The organism is Streptomyces sp. NPDC053493 (assembly GCF_044544825.1).
In the GTDB taxonomy this organism is placed as follows: domain Bacteria; phylum Actinomycetota; class Actinomycetes; order Streptomycetales; family Streptomycetaceae; genus Streptomyces.
Genome location: NZ_JBITXS010000002.1, coordinates 1 through 14,625 on the forward strand (window position 1 = coordinate 1; position 14,625 = coordinate 14,625).

Consider the following 14,625-nt stretch of genomic DNA (forward strand, 5'->3'; position numbering starts at 1 on the left):
GGAGGACACCGCCCTCGACGCCGCCCGGCTCGCCCGCGGCAAGGCGTACGCCCAGCGCGGTCACGTCGACGCGATCACCGTCACGCCCGGCCGGGGGGGGGGGGGCGGGCGCCCCCCCCCCCCCCCCCCCCCCCCCCCCCCCCCCCCGCCGGGTGTCCCGGGCCGCGCGTCACCGCTGGGGCGGCTCCTCCGGAGGCCTGGTCTGGTCCGGCCGGCCCATCTGGTCCTTGAGCCGGTCCTGGGCGGTGTCGACGTGGCGGCTGTACTTGCCCTGCGTCCTGTCGTCGACGTAGTCGCCGGCCTTGTCGACGCCGCGGCCCGCCTGGTCCTCGTGCCCCTTCAGCATCTGCTTGAGCTTGTCCATCATGGACATAGCGGCCCTCCTCAGGTGGCCCCCCTGACCCGTCCAGGATCCCGGACCCGGCCGCGTACCGCATCCGCAGACGTGAGCGACGGGTCGTACGCCTGTGGTGCCACGGGCCCGCGCCGAGGTCCGACCGTGGTCTGACGCGGTCCGGGCCGTGGCCGCCGTAGCGTCCTGAGGCATGATCACACCGATTCGGGCGGCCGCCGCCGCCCTCCTCGCCTGTGCCGTCGCCTTACCGGCCACCGCCCTGCCCGCGGCCGCCGCGACGCCGCCGTCTCCCGTCACCGGAGCGCTCTCCGCTCCCGCTGCTCCGGCCGCTCCCGCCGTTCCCGTGGGCGGCCCCGAACTGCCCGCGCCGACGGGCAAGTTCGGCGTGGGCAGCTCCGTCCTCCATCTCGTCGACCGGTCCCGCAAGGATCCGTGGGTGCCCGAGGCCGACGGCCGGGAACTCATGGTGACCGTGCACTACCCGGCGGCCCGCCGCGTGCACGGCCGGCCCGCCCCGTACGCCACCGAGGAGGAGGCCCGCAGGCTGCTCGAGGGCGTCGGCGTCACCGACCCGGCCTCGGTGCGTGCCCTGGCCGGCATGGGCACGTACAGCACGACGGACGCGCGTCCCGCGCCCGGACGGCATCCGCTGGTCCTGCTGTCGCCGGGCTTCGGCGTGCCGCGCTTCACCCTGACGAACCTCGCCACGGACCTCGCCTCGCGCGGCTATGTCGTCGCCTCCGTCGACCACGCCTACGAGACCTCGGGCACCGCCGTGCCCGACGGCCGGATCCTCAGCTGTGTGGCCTGCGCCGCGCTGGAGGACGGCCGGGTGAAGGGCAGTGACGTGACGGCCGCGCGGGCGGCGGACGTGCGCTTCGTCCTGGACCGGCTGACCGGCCCGCACGCCGCCTGGCCGTACGCGCGCACGATCGACCGGGCCCGGATCGGCATGGCCGGCCACTCGATCGGCGGCGCGAGCGCCGCCACCGCCATGGTCGCCGACCGGCGGATCGACGCCGGGGTGAACATGGACGGCGCCTTCTGGGACACGCTGCCGGCCGGCGGCCTCGGCGGGCGCCCGTTCCTGTTCCTGGGCACGGACGACGAGATGCACCGCCCGGGCGGCCAGGACCCCACGTGGGACACCACCTGGCGGGCGCTCGGCGGCTGGAAGCGCTGGCTGACGGTGTCCGGCGCCGACCACTTCACCTTCAGCGACGCCCCGGTGCTCCAGCGCCACTTCGGGCTTCCGGCCGGTCCCATCCCGGCCGACCGGGCGCTGGCCGTGACCCGCGCGTATCTCGCCGCGTTCTTCGACGAGCAGCTGCGGGGCGTCCCGCAGCCGTTGCTGGCGGGACCGAGCCCGGAGCACCCGGAGGTGCGCTTCCAGCAGCCGTAGCCGTCCGTTCCCGGCGTACGGGCTGCGGGGCGCGCCTTCTCGAGGGGGTCAGGCGCGTCCCGCGGCCTTCTGGCTGCGCCGGGACAGCGAGTCGACGACCACGGCGGCCAGCAGCACCGAACCGGTGATCATGAACTGGATGGCGTTGCTGACGCCCATGATGTTCATGCCCGACTGGATGGAGCCGATCACCAGGGCGCCGAGCAGCGCGGACCAGACCGAGCCCCGGCCGCCGAAGAGGCTGGTGCCGCCGATGACGGCCGCGGCGATGACGTTCATCAGGAGGTTGCCGCCGCCGGAGGTCTGGCTCGCGGACTGGATCTGGCCGGCGAGGAAGAGGCCGCCGACCGCGGCCATGGTGCCGGCGATGGTGAAGACGCTCATCCGGACGAACGGCACGCTGATGCCGGCCCTGCGGGCGCCCTCGATGTTGCCGCCGACCGCGAAGATCTGCCGCCCGTAGCGGGTGCGGCGCAGCACGAAGTCGAGCACCACCAGCACGATCAGGAAGATCAGCAGCGCCAGCGGCAGGCCCTGGTAGCGGTTGAGGATGTAGGCGGCGGCGAACGCGAGGGCCGCGATCACGGCCGTGCGCAGCGCGATCTCGGCGACGGGCCGGAACGGCACCCGGGCCGCCTGCCGTCGCTTGGCGTCCAGGAGCGAGGCCAGCAGGAAGAGTCCGACGCCGACGGCCGCCACGATGTAGGCGGTGGCAGGGCTGTGGAAGATGGTCGAGTAGAGCTCGGAGACGATGCTCTCGCTCGGGATGTTGACCGTGCCGGTGCTGCCGAGGACCTGGAGCATGAGTCCGTTCCAGGCCAGGTTGCCGGCCAGGGTGACGACGAAGGCGGGCACGCCGACCTTGGCGAAGAAGAAGCCGTGGATGAGGCCGACCGCCGCTCCGCCGGCGACGGCGACGAGCAGCGCCAGCCACTCGTTCATGCCGTTGAGGACGTTGAGCACCGCGAAGATGGCCGCGCACAGGCCGCTGACGGAGCCGACGGACAGGTCGATCTCGCCGAGCAGCAGCACGAAGACGATGCCGACGGCGATCATGCCGGTGCCGACGATCTGCTGGCTGAGGTCGGAGAGATTCTGGGCGGAGAGGAAGGTGCTGTCGAGGCTGCCGAAGACCGTCCAGATGATGACGACGGCGATGACGACGGGCAGGGAGCCCAGTTCGCCGCTGCGCAGCTTGCGCCGGAACTCGCCGACGTAACCGCGGAAGCCCTGCTCACGGACGATCAGACGGCTGTCGACCGCGGGCACGGACTGGGGCGCGGCCGCCTGGCTCGTGGCGTCCTCGGGGCGGCCCGGGCGTCCGCCCGTTCCGCCGGGTTCCCCGGAGCGTCTCATGGCTCCTCCTCGCCGAACGCCTCGCGCCGCTCGCGTTGGCGGGCCTGGCGGCGGGTGACGGCGCTGTCGCTGGCGCCGGTGATGGCGGAGATGATCTCCTCGGTGGTGGTGCTGCGCTTGTCGAAGACGCCGTTGTTGCGGCCGAGGCGCAGCACCGCGATGCGGTCCGCGACGGCCATCACGTCCACCATGTTGTGGCTGATCAGGATGGTGCCGAGGCCGTGGTCGCGGAGCCGTTCGACGAGGTCGAGGACCTCGGCGGTCTGCTCGACGCCCAGCGCGGCGGTGGGCTCGTCCAGCAGGACCACCTTGGGGTCGCCGATGAGGGACCGGGCGATCGCGACGGTCTGGCGCTGCCCGCCGGAGAGGGAGGCGACGGGGATGCGGACCGACGGGATGCGGATGGAGAGCGTCTCGAGCAGTTCACGCGAACGCTGTTCCATGCGGACCTCGTCGAGGACGCCGAAGCGGCGCAGTTCCCGCCCGAGGAAGAGGTTGCCGACCACGTCGAGGTTGTCGCACAGGGCGAGGTCCTGGTAGACGGTGGCGATGCCGAGGTTCTGGGCGTCGTGGGGCCGGTGGATCGAGACCTTCCGTCCCTGCCATTCGATGACGCCCTCGTCGGGCGGGTTCACCCCCGCGATCGCCTTGACGGCGGTCGACTTGCCGGCGCCGTTGTCGCCGACGAGGGCGACCACCTCGCCGGCCCGTACCTCCAGGTCGAAGCCCGACAGGGCCTGGACCGCGCCGAACCGTTTGGAGATCCCCCGCAGCGTCAGCACTGGTGCTTCCGGCACAGCGACCGCCTCCGACCACTCAGACCACCGCGACCACCAAGGCCGTCACCGGCCCCGCCCGGCCGGGACCGGCCCCAACCGACCACGCGGCCGGGGCCGTTGTTCCCGTCGGGCCTTCCTGTCGGGCCGTTACTCCAGTCCGGCCTTCTTGCAGGCATCGGCGTAGGCGGGTGTGCAGATCTCCTGGACCGTGTACAGCCCGTCCTTGACGACCGTGTCCTTGATGTTGTCCTTGTTCACCACGACCGGCGTCAGCAGCGTGGCCGGAACCTTCTGGCCGCTGCCGCTGGTGACGGTGACGGGAATCAGGTTCTTCGGGAGCGCCTTGCCCTGGGCGAGGTCGACGGCCATGGTGGCGGCGATGTCGGCCTCCGGCTTGTACGGCTTCTCCACGGTGATGGTCTGGGTGCCCTGCAGGATGCGCTGGACGGCGTCGAGTTGGGCGTCCTGACCGGTCAGCGGCACGCTCATGCCGGCGGCCTTGAGGGCGGTGGAGATGCCGGCCGCCAGGCCGTCGTTGGCCGAGTACACGCCGACGATCTTGTCCTTGCCGAGTGCGCTGATGGCGCCGGACATCTGCTGGTTGGCGTTGTTCGGGTCCCAGTTGGGAGTGTCGTACTCCTTGCCGATCTTCACCTTGCCGTCGAGGACGGAGTGGGCGCCGGCCTTGAACTCGGCCGCGTTGGGGTCGGTCGGCGATCCGTTGTGCATCACGATGACGCCGCTGCCCGCCTTGTCGCCCAGCGCGTCGAGGAGCGCCTTGCCCTGCAACTCGCCGACCTTGTGGTTGTCGTAGGAGACGTAGGCGTCGACCGGGCCCTGGGCCAGGCGGTCGTAGGCGACGACCTTGACGCCCGCCTTGTTGGCCTTGTCGACGGAGGACTGGATGGACTTGGCGTCCACGGCGTCCAGGATGAGCACCTTGTCGCCCTTGGCGAGCGCGGTGTTGACCTGCTGCTGCTGGGTGGTGGCGCTCTCGGCCGCGTTGTAGTAGTCGATCTGGGCGTTGGGCGCCAGCTCCTTGATCTTGGCCTCGATGTAGGGCCGGTCGAACTTCTCGTACCGCGTGGTCTTGCTCTCCGGCAGCAGCAGTCCGATCTTCACCTCGTCGGCGGCGGCCTTGCCGCCGACCGCGTCGGCCACTCCGCTGGTGGTGACCACGCCGAGGGACAGGACGGCCGTTCCGGCGACGGCGATCGCCGCGCGCACTGTACGGGTCAGGGTCATGGCAGGCTCCTTCCGCGCGCCCTCCATCCCTCCACCGCGGGACCTCTAGGCTGCGAAACCGCCTGACCGCGGGAGCGTCGGCGCACCTTATGGCCTATGTATCGACATTAGCTCCAACCCGTGGACGCGACCATTCGCGGCGCCGCGCCCCCCTCGGCGCGGCGCCGCGAACGGCGGTTCGGGGCTCGGTACGGGGCTCGGTCAGCCCGCGACGCGGGCCATCCACTCCTCGACCTCGGCCGAGGACCGGGGCAGGGGGGACGACAGGTTCTCGTGGCCGTCCTCGGTGACGAGGAGGTCGTCCTCGATGCGGACGCCGATGCCGCGCCATTCCTCGGGCACGGTGAGGTCGTCGGGCTGGAAGTACAGGCCGGGCTCGACGGTGAGCACCATGCCCGGCGCGAGGACGCCGTCGACGTACTCCTCGTTGCGGGCCTGCGCGCAGTCGTGGACGTCGAGGCCCAGCATGTGGCCGGTGCCGGCCATGGTGAAGCGGCGCTGGAGGCCCAGCTCGTACGCGCGCTCGGCGGGGCCCTCGACGAAGCCCCACTCGACGAGCTTCTCGGCGAGCGAGCGCTGGGCGGCCTCGTGGAAGTCGCGGTAGGCGGCGCCCGGCTTCACGGCGGCCATGCCGGCCTCCTGCGCCTCGTACACGGCGTCGTAGATCGTGCGCTGCACGTCGGTGAAGGTGCCGCTGATGGGAAGCGTGCGGGTGACGTCGGCGGTGTAGAGGGTGGTGGTCTCCACGCCGGCGTCGAAGAGGAGCAGCTCGCCGGGGCGGACGGGGCCGTCGTTGTCGGTCCAGTGCATGATCGTGGCGTGCTCGCCGGCGGCGCAGATCGAGCCGTAGCCGACGGAGTTGCCCTCCAGGCGGGCGCGGCGGAAGAAGGTGCCCTCGATCCAGCGCTCGGAGGTGTCGACGGCCCGGGAGAGCTCGGCGATCGCGTCGGTGAAGCCGCGCACGGTGGAGGCCACGGCCTTGCGCATCTCGCCGATCTCCCACGCGTCCTTGACCAGACGCAGTTCGCTGAGCGCCTCCTCCAGTTCGGCGTCGCGCTCCTCGTCGGTGCGGACGGCGGCCTCGAGGGCCGGGTCGACGCCGCGGACGACGCGGGTGGGCACGGTGGTGCCGGCGGCGAGGTCCGCGGCCGCGGTGCGGACGTCGCGGCAGGGCAGGCCGAGGACGCGCTCGGACTCGGCGAGGGAGCGGCGTCGGCCCATCCACAGCTCGGCGGTGTAGCCGAGCCAGAACTCGTCGGTGTCCCGGCCGTCGCGGGGCAGCTGGTAACAGTAGGCGTCGTGGCCGCCGTCCGGGCGGGGCTCGAGGACGAGGGCGCCGTCGCGGGCCTGGTCGCCGGTCATGTGGACGTAGCCCGAGTAGGGCCGGAACGGGTAGGTGTCGTCGTTGGAGCGGGCCTTGAGGTTCCCCGACGGGATCACGAGGCGCTCGCCGGGGAAGCGCGCGGAGAGCGCGGCCCGGCGGCGGGCGGCGTAGGGCGCCTGCTCGTCGGGCACGAGGTCGTGCCGTTCGGTGTCCGCCCAGCCGGTGCGCATCAGCGCGGACAGCTCCTGGGAGATCTCGGTGTACAGCCCGTTCTTTCGGCCCTTGGCCACGTCGTGCCCCTTCGTCCGGGTGGTCGGGTGAGCTTGTGGTTCCGGACGGTAGTCCTCGCCGCGGGCGTCCGGGGCCCAGGAGTGCCAGTGGCACTGATCGGACACGCCGGGCCGGGCGGCGCACGACAATGGGCGCATGACGAAGGCGCGATCGGGCGAGGCGAGACTGGGCGAGGCGTTGCGCCTCCTGGGCGTCACGGAGGTGGCCGGCCGGCTCTACGGGGCGCTGCTGGAGCGGGCGCCCGCGCCGCTGGGCGTGGTCGGGGCGGCGGCCGGGGTGGCGGGTGCGGAGCTGGCGGCGGCGTACGGGGAGCTGGTCGACGCGGGTCTGGCCAGTGCCGCGGAGGCGGACGGCGAGGTGGTGGCGCCGGTGCCGCCGGCGGCGGGTCTGGAGATCCTCGCCCGGCACCGGGCGGCGGAGCTGGAGGAGTCCCGGATCGCGGTGGGCGGTGCCTTCGAGCAGTTCCGGCGGCAGCGGCTGGCCTCGTACAACGACGGTCTCGTGGAGGTGGTGACCGGCGAGGCGATCGGCCGGCGGATGCGGCACGCCTGGGCGAGCGCCCGGGAGCAGATCCGGCAGTTCGAGTCGCCGCCGTACGTGCCGCTGGCCGGGGCCACCGAGGACGCGCTGGCCACGCTGGCGCGCGGGGTGCGGCAGCGGGTCGTGTACGCGCGGGAGTCGCTCGAGCACCCGGGGCATCTGGCGGAGGTCATCGAGCCGTGCATCGAGGCGGGTGAGCAGGCGCGGGTGCTCGAGTCGGTGCCGGTGAAGCTCCTGATCATCGACGACGCCTACGCGCTGGTGTCGTTGTCGATCCGGGAGGCGGACGTGGTGAACACGATGCTGGTGGTGCAGCCGTGCGGGCTGCTCTCGGCGCTCGTGGCGCTCTTCGAGCAGTCGTGGGGCGCCGCCCTGCCGTTCCACGGCCGCGCCGCCCGCCCGGCCGGGCTCGCGCCGGCCGACCGGCGTCTGCTGCGGCTGCTCGCGGGCGGTGCGAGCGACGAGGTCATCGCCCGGGAACTCGCCGTCAGCCGCCGCACGCTGTTCCGTCGGCTGCAGATCCTGATGGCCCGTCTGGGCGCGGCGAACCGGTTCCAGCTGGCGCTGCAGGCACAGCGCGCCGGATGGTTGTGAGCGATCCGCGACACTGCCGAGAACCTGCACATTGTGTACGTGACGCGGACCCGGCCTCCACGGCCGCGCCCCGAACCGGCACAGCCGACGGTCCGGAGTGTCGGATTCCGGAACGGTTCGTCCCGCCCGCGGCGCACACCCGGTGAATCCGTTACCCGTTCCTGCGAAGAAGCTGTCGCCGTTCCGTGAAACATGCTGCACGAGCGGTTGCCCGAGGTCCACGAAAGGCGCTGAGGAACCGTCAACGGAATTGGCTCGGGCACCCGTTCGCGTGCTTTGATCTGGCCCGCCGCGGCAATGGATTCCCCCCACTGAGACGAAAGGTGCGCACACATGCGTAACGACATCGAGACCCGTGTGATCGACGACGCCGACCTGGACGCCGTGTCCGGCGGTGTCATCAGCGTCAACGGCGGTCTCGCCGGCGCCGTGACCGGCGACGTCACCAACCTGCTCGGCACCGTCGGTTCCCTGCAGACCGTCCACGCCGTCGAGGGCATCGCCGGCGGCGTCCCCGGCCTGGCGCAGGGCCTCACCGGCGTGTCGGTGAACGCCGGCGTCGTGACCGGTCTCGCCGGTCTCTGAGCGAGCCGTGCCGTGAATCCCGGGGCCCGGGACTTTTCCCGCCCCGGGGTTCACGCCCCCCGGCCCGCCTTTGTGCCGCAGCGACGGAAATGCAGTCGAAGGAATAGTCCATGCAGTTTCGCCAAAAGGCTCTTTCCAAGCTGCAATCCCCCGAAGAACTCGATCTGCCGGTGCGTTTCGCCCGCCCTCAGGGGCGGCTCGTCCTCGCCGTGACCGTCCTCGTGATGGCCGCCGCCGGCTTCTGGGCGTTCACCGGCACGGTGACGTCCAAGCTGAGCGCGCCCGGGGTCCTCATCCACGCCGAGGGCCGCTATCTGCTGCAGAGCCCGGTCGCCGGACAGGTCACCGAGATCCTCGTCGCCGAGGGCCGCACGGTCGCCGCCGGCCAGCCGCTCGTCGTCGTCCGCACCGAGAACGGCGACCGGCCCGTCCGCGCCGTCACCGCCGGCCGGCTCACCGCGCTCTACGCCAGGACCGGCATGGTCGTGGCGACCGGCGCCGACGTGGCGACCGTCGAGCGCGCCACCGCCGCGCACGACCCGCTGCTCGCCGTCCTGTACATGCCGTCCGGCGACGCCGCCGCAATCCGCGCGGGCGTCCGCGTCGACCTGAGCCTGCCCACGGCCGCGGGCGACCGAGGCGGTGTGCTGCACGGCCGGGTGCGCGCCGTGGGCCGCGCGCCGCAGACCCGTTCGCAGCTCGCCGGATTCCTCGGCGACGACCGGCTCGCCGCCGCGTTCACCCGGCAGGGCGACCCGGTCGCGGTGCTCGTGGGCCTGGACTCCGCCGACGCAGCTCCCGGCGGCCGGGCCGGCGCCGCCGGCTCGGGAACGCCGGTCACCGGCGCCGTCCACCTCTCCTCGCAACGCCCCGTCGACTGGCTGCTCCCGTGAACTCCCGCAAGAAGACCGCCCGTCCCCGGCGCCGTCCCGCTCCCCTGCCCCGGGGCCGCCGGCCACGGACCGTCCGGACGCCCACCGTGCTCCAGATGGAGGCGGTGGAGTGCGGCGCGGCGGCGCTCGCCATGGTGCTCGGCCACTTCGGCCGCTTCGTGCCCCTGGAGGAGCTGCGGATCGCCTGCGGCGTGTCCCGCGACGGCTCGCGCGCCAGCAACCTGCTCAAGGCCGCGCGCGGTTACGGGCTCCAGGCCACGGGCATGCAGATGGACCTGGCGGCGCTCGCCGAGGTCGCGGCGCCCGCGGTGCTGTTCTGGGAGTTCAACCACTACGTCGTCTACGAGGGCATGACCCGGCGCCTCGGGCGGCTCGGCGCGTGGATCAACGACCCGGCCAAGGGACGCCGGTTCGTGCCCATGGACGAGTTCGACACCGCCTTCACCGGCATCGTCCTCGTCCTGGAGCCCGGCCCCGGCTTCCGCCGCGGCGGCCGCAGGCCGGGCGTCCTCGGGGCCGTGCCGGCCCGGCTGCGCGGCACGTCGGGCACGATGGCGGCCGCGATCGTCTCCAGCGCCCTGCTGGTGGCGGTCGGCGCGTGGGTGCCGGCGCTGAGCCGTACCTACATCGACACCTTCCTCATCGGCGGTCAGTCGTCGCTGCTCGGCGTGCTGTTCGCGGCGATGACGACCGCGCTGGTGCTCACGGCCGCGCTGACCGCGCTCCAGCAGACCAATCTGCTGCGCGGCCGGGTCGTCTCCTCGACCCTGGGCGGCGCCCGCTTCCTGCGGCACCTGCTGCGGCTGCCGGTCTCCTTCTACGCCCAGCGCAGCCCGGCCGACCTGGTGCAGCGGCTGCGGTCCAACGACGCGGTGGCCGAGACGCTGGCCCGCGACCTGTCGGCGGCGGGCGTCGACGCGGTCGTGGTACTGCTGTACGCGCTGCTGCTGTGGAGCTACGACCCGCAGCTCACCGTGGTCGGTGTCGGCGTGGCCCTGCTCAACGTGGTGGCCCTGCGGATCACGGTCCGGGTCCGGGCCACCGGCGCGCAGAAGCTGCGCGCCGAGAGCGCCCGGCTGACGAACACCTCGTACGGCGGGCTCCAGCTGATCGAGACGATCAAGGCGACCGGCGGCGAGGACGGCTTCTTCCGCCGCTGGGCCGGACAGCACGCGGTCACCCTCGACGTGCAGCAGCGCCTCGGCGTGCCCGGCGCGTGGCTGGCGATCGTCGCGCCCACGCTGGCCGCGTTCAACAGCGCCCTGATCCTGATGGTGGGCGGACTGCGGGCGGTGGAGGGCCATCTGACGGTCGGTCTGCTCGTCGCCTTCCAGACGCTGGTGGCCGGCTTCACCGCGCCGATCGCCCGCCTCGGCTCGGTCGCGGGCCGGATCCAGGACTTCGCCGCCGACCTCGCCCGGCTGAAGGACGTCGAGAACTTCCCCGTCGACCCGGTGCACACCCGGCGCGAGCCCGCGGGCGGCGCCCGCCGCCTCACCGGCCACCTGGAGCTGGAGGGCGTCACCTTCGGCTACAGCCCGCTGGACCCGGCCCTGCTCACCGACTTCTCGCTCAGGGTCGGGCCCGGGCAGCAGGTCGCGCTCGTCGGCGGCTCCGGCAGCGGCAAGTCGACCGTCTCCCGGCTGATCGCCGGCCTGTACGCGCCGTGGGAGGGCACCGTCCGCATCGACGGGATGCGGCTCGCGGACATCCCGCGCGGCGCGCTCGCCGCCTCCGTCGCCTTCGTCGACCAGGACGTGTTCCTCTTCGAGGGCACCGTGCGCGACAACGTGGCGCTGTGGGACCCGTCCGTGCCGGACGAGGCCGTGGTCGCCGCGCTCGCGGACGCCGCCGTCCTCGACGTCGTCTCCCGCCGCCCCGGCGGCATCCACAGCCGGGTCGAGCAGGACGGCCGGAACTTCTCCGGCGGCCAGCGCCAGCGGCTCGAACTCGCCCGGGCCCTGGTCCGCGACCCGAGCGTGCTGGTGCTCGACGAGGTGACGAGCGCCCTGGACGCGGTGACGGAGCGGGAGGTCATCGACAACCTGCGGCGCCGCGGCTGCGCCTGCGTGGTCATCGCGCACCGTCTGAGCACCGTGCGGGACAGCGACGAGATCCTCGTCCTGGACCGGGGCACGGTCGTCGAACGCGGGCGGCACGCCCACCTGGTGGCCGCGGGCGGCCCGTACGCCGAACTGGTCAAGGAGCATTGAGGTGACCTCGCCGTCCCCCGTCACACCCGGTCCCGCGTCGGTCGCCCAGGTCCAGGACCCGGTCCTCGCCGCCCTGGGCGGGCTCGGCACGCCCGTCGACTGCTCGGGCCTGCGCAGCCTGTCCCTGGAGGGCCCGCACGTGCTGTGGCTGGTGGTGCACGGCGCGCTGGACCTGTTCGCGGTCGACGCGGCGCACGCCGGCGCCTGGCACTTCCTCGGCCGGGTGGAGGCGGGCGCGCTGCTGCTCGGGCCCGCCGAGGGCCCGGACCACACCCTGGTCGGCCGGCCCACCGCGGAGTGCCTGCTGCGCCGGGTCGAGCTGCGCGAGCTGCACCGCCCCGAGTACGGCACGGCGCCCGGTTACGGCCAGGACGCCGGGTACGGCCAGGACCCCGGGACGTACGGGCCTTACGGGCAGGAGTCCGGGTCCGGCTACGGCTCCTGGGACGCGACCTGGCAGGGCGGCCAGGACTGGTACGGCACCGCCGCGCCGGCGACCAGCCCGCTGGAGGACGCCTTCGCGCTCGGCATCGGCCGCGGCCTGCGCGTGCTGTACGAGGCGCCGCTCGACGGCCGCACCGGCGACACCGGCGCCGTGGCGGACGACGAGATCGTGTGGATGCGGGTCACGCCCGGCAGCGTCGCGTACGGCGCCGTGTACGCGGCGGAGGCGGCCGGCACCCTGCTCGTGGACGCCGCGCTGTGGCAGGGCATGGTCGAGCAGCAGCACCGGCTCCTGTACGCCCTCGACCACTGGATCGAGCAGCGCGAGCGGGCGCAGGAGGACCGTACGGCCGCCGGTCTTGCGGCGGGCCGGGCGGCCGGCAGCGAGGCGGACCGGGCGCTGCTCGCGGCCCTCGGCCGTTCCGACGGGCGGGCGGGCCGCCGCGGTGGCGGCGGCGCGGACACCGCGCTCGCCGTGTGCCGGCTGGTCGCCGCCGACGCCCGCGTCGCGCTGCCGGAGACGGTCGCGACGGCGGAGGCGGGCGCCGGCGGCTCCGGCGAGCGGCTCGACCCGGTCGAGCGGATCGCGCTCGCCGCACGGGTGCGCACCCGGGAGGTCGGGCTGCGCGGGCGCTGGTGGCGGGAGAACTGCGGGCCGCTGGTCGGCCGGCGCGAGGCGGACGGCACACCGGTGGCGCTGCTGTGGCGGCGCGGCGGCTACGTGGCCGTCGACCGGCCCGGCGGCCGGCCGGAGCGGATCGACGCCGGGAACGCGGAGTCCTTCGAACCGCGGGGCGTGATGTTCTACCGGCCGCTGCCCGAGGGCCGGCTCGGGCTGCTGCGGCTGGTGCGGTTCAGCGTCCGCGGCACCCGCCAGGAGCTGCGGGACCTGATCGTCGGCGGGCTCGTGTCGGTGGTCCTCGGCGCGACGGTGCCCTTGGCGACCGGCCGGATCCTCGGCGCGTACGTACCCGCCGGCGAGACCGGCCTGATCGTGCGGACGGCGCTGGCGCTCGTGGCGGCCGCCGTGCTCTCGGCCGTCTTCATGCTGCTGCAGAACGTGGCCCTGCTGCGCACGGAAGGCAGGATCGAGGCCACCTTGCAGCCCGCCGTCTGGGACCGGCTGCTGCGGCTGCCGACCACCTTCTTCACCGACCGCTCGACGGGCGAACTGGCCAACGCGGCCCTGGGCATCGGCAGCATCCGGCGCACGCTCTCCGGCATCGCGCCCGTCTGCCTCCAGGCGGGCGCGGTCGGCACCGTCAACCTGGTGCTGCTGCTCGTGCACAGCGTGCCGCTGGCGCTCGTGGCGCTGGCCATGCTGCTCGTCGTCGCGACGGTCTTCCTCGGTCTCGGCCTGTGGCAGCTGCGCTACCAGCGGCGGCTCGTCGAGCTCGGCAACCGGCTCGACAACCAGGCCTTCCAGACCCTGCGCGGACTGCCCAAGCTGCGCGTCGCCGCCGCGGAGAGCTTCGCCTACGCCGCCTGGGCGCGGGAGTTCGCCCGCACCCGGGTGCTCCAGCAGCGGGCCGGCCGGATCCAGAACACGCTCGCCGTCCTCAACGCGGTGTGCCTGCCGCTGTGCACCCTGGTGATGTTCGCGCTGCTGGCCGGACCGGCCCGCGGCACGCTGTCCGCCGCCGAGTTCCTGACCTTCTCGACCGCGCTCACGATGATGCTGTCGTCGGTCACCCAGCTGACCGGCGCCCTGCTGTCGGTCGCCGCCGTGCTGCCGGTCTTCGAGCAGGTCGAGCCGATCCTGAAGGCGGCGCCCGAGGTGCCCGGCGGCGCCGCCCGCCCCGGCGTCCTCAGCGGCGCGGTCGAGGCCCGGCAGCTGTCGTACCGCTACACCGAGGACGGCCCGCTCGTCCTCGACGGCGTCGACCTGAGCGTGCGGGCCGGGGAGTTCGTGGCGGTCGTCGGGGCGAGCGGCTGCGGGAAGTCGACGCTGCTGCGGCTGCTCATCGGCTTCGACCGGCCCACCGAGGGCAGTGTGCTGTACGACGGCCAGGACCTGGCCGCGCTCGACCAGGCGGCGGTGCGCCGCCAGTGCGGCGTCGTGCTCCAACACGCCCGGCCGCTGACCGGCTCGATCCTGGACTGTCTGCGCGGCGAGGGCGCCTACACGCTGGAGGAGGCCTGGGAGGCGCTGGCGCTCGCGGGGCTCGCCGAGGACGTGAAGGCGATGCCGATGGGCCTGCACACCATGCTGTCCGACGGCGGCGGCACCGTCTCCGGCGGCCAGCGCCAGCGTCTGATGATCGCGCAGGCCCTCATCCGCAAGCCCAGGATCCTCTATCTGGACGAGGCGACCAGCGCCCTGGACAACGAGGCCCAGCGCGTGGTCATCGAGTCCACCCGCGCCCTGCGCGCCACCCGGGTCGTGATCGCGCACCGGCTCTCCACGGTGATGGGCGCGGACCGGGTGATCGCGATGGCGGACGGCCGGGTCGTCCAGCAGGGCACGCCGGCCGAGCTGCTCGCGGACCCGGACGGCCTGTTCCACGACCTGGTCCGGCGCCAGCTGCGCTGACGCCCTGGCCGGCCCTGGCCGGAAAACGAACGGCGTCCTGGGGCTTGCTCTTCGTTTCCGGTGCTGCGCTC

Annotated in this window: 11 protein-coding genes; 6 read left to right on the forward strand and 5 right to left on the reverse strand. The window is 73.6% G+C overall.

Features of this window, described 5'->3' with window-relative positions; all coding sequences use genetic code 11:
* Positions 1-169: 169 nt before the first annotated feature.
* A complete protein-coding gene (locus ACIGO8_RS05700; RefSeq protein WP_399724381.1) occupies positions 170-373 on the reverse strand; it encodes an antitoxin in 204 nt (67 codons plus the stop codon).
* 172 nt (positions 374-545) lie between these two features.
* Here ACIGO8_RS05700 and ACIGO8_RS05705 point away from each other — a divergent pair, with 172 nt between their 5' ends.
* Entirely contained in the window at positions 546-1,757 is a 1,212-nt protein-coding gene (locus ACIGO8_RS05705; RefSeq protein WP_399724384.1) for an alpha/beta hydrolase family protein, read from the forward strand.
* A 48-nt stretch (positions 1,758-1,805) separates the two neighbouring features.
* Here ACIGO8_RS05705 and ACIGO8_RS05710 read toward each other — a convergent pair whose 3' ends face one another.
* From ACIGO8_RS05710 to ACIGO8_RS05725, 4 genes are all read right to left on the reverse strand, one after another.
* Positions 1,806-3,113, reverse strand: coding sequence for a sugar ABC transporter permease (locus ACIGO8_RS05710; protein ID WP_399724387.1), 1,308 nt, complete (start codon positions 3,111-3,113; stop codon positions 1,806-1,808).
* Positions 3,110-3,910: an ATP-binding cassette domain-containing protein gene (locus tag ACIGO8_RS05715; protein ID WP_399724390.1), complete on the reverse strand. Its 801-nt coding sequence runs from the start codon at positions 3,908-3,910 to the stop codon at positions 3,110-3,112. Before ACIGO8_RS05715 ends, ACIGO8_RS05710 begins: the two co-directional genes overlap by 4 nt.
* A gap of 129 nt (positions 3,911-4,039) precedes the next feature.
* The gene (locus ACIGO8_RS05720) at positions 4,040-5,131 is read right to left on the reverse strand and encodes a substrate-binding domain-containing protein (protein ID WP_399726739.1); all 1,092 of its coding nucleotides are present in this window, start codon (positions 5,129-5,131) and stop codon (positions 4,040-4,042) included.
* 207 nt (positions 5,132-5,338) lie between these two features.
* Positions 5,339-6,751 (reverse strand): aminopeptidase P family protein, encoded by a 1,413-nt coding sequence (locus ACIGO8_RS05725; protein ID WP_399724393.1) that lies wholly within the window; start codon positions 6,749-6,751, stop codon positions 5,339-5,341.
* A gap of 136 nt (positions 6,752-6,887) precedes the next feature.
* On the opposite strand from ACIGO8_RS05725, the gene ACIGO8_RS05730 reads away from it, so the two are divergent.
* The 5 genes from ACIGO8_RS05730 (at position 6,888) to ACIGO8_RS05750 (ending at position 14,554) form a co-directional block, all read left to right on the forward strand.
* Positions 6,888-7,886, forward strand: a complete 999-nt coding sequence (locus ACIGO8_RS05730; RefSeq protein WP_399724396.1) for a LuxR family transcriptional regulator — start codon at positions 6,888-6,890, stop codon at positions 7,884-7,886.
* Positions 7,887-8,219: 333 nt separating this feature from the next.
* Entirely contained in the window at positions 8,220-8,471 is a 252-nt protein-coding gene (locus ACIGO8_RS05735) for a hypothetical protein (RefSeq protein WP_399724399.1), read from the forward strand.
* A gap of 110 nt (positions 8,472-8,581) precedes the next feature.
* The gene (locus ACIGO8_RS05740; RefSeq protein WP_399724402.1) at positions 8,582-9,364 is read left to right on the forward strand and encodes an HlyD family efflux transporter periplasmic adaptor subunit; all 783 of its coding nucleotides are present in this window, start codon (positions 8,582-8,584) and stop codon (positions 9,362-9,364) included.
* 95 nt (positions 9,365-9,459) lie between these two features.
* On the forward strand, positions 9,460-11,577 hold the full coding sequence (locus ACIGO8_RS05745) for an NHLP family bacteriocin export ABC transporter peptidase/permease/ATPase subunit (RefSeq protein WP_399726741.1): 2,118 nt from the start codon (positions 9,460-9,462) through the stop codon (positions 11,575-11,577).
* Position 11,578: 1 nt separating this feature from the next.
* Entirely contained in the window at positions 11,579-14,554 is a 2,976-nt protein-coding gene (locus tag ACIGO8_RS05750; protein ID WP_399724406.1) for an NHLP bacteriocin export ABC transporter permease/ATPase subunit, read from the forward strand.
* Positions 14,555-14,625 lie beyond the last annotated feature (71 nt).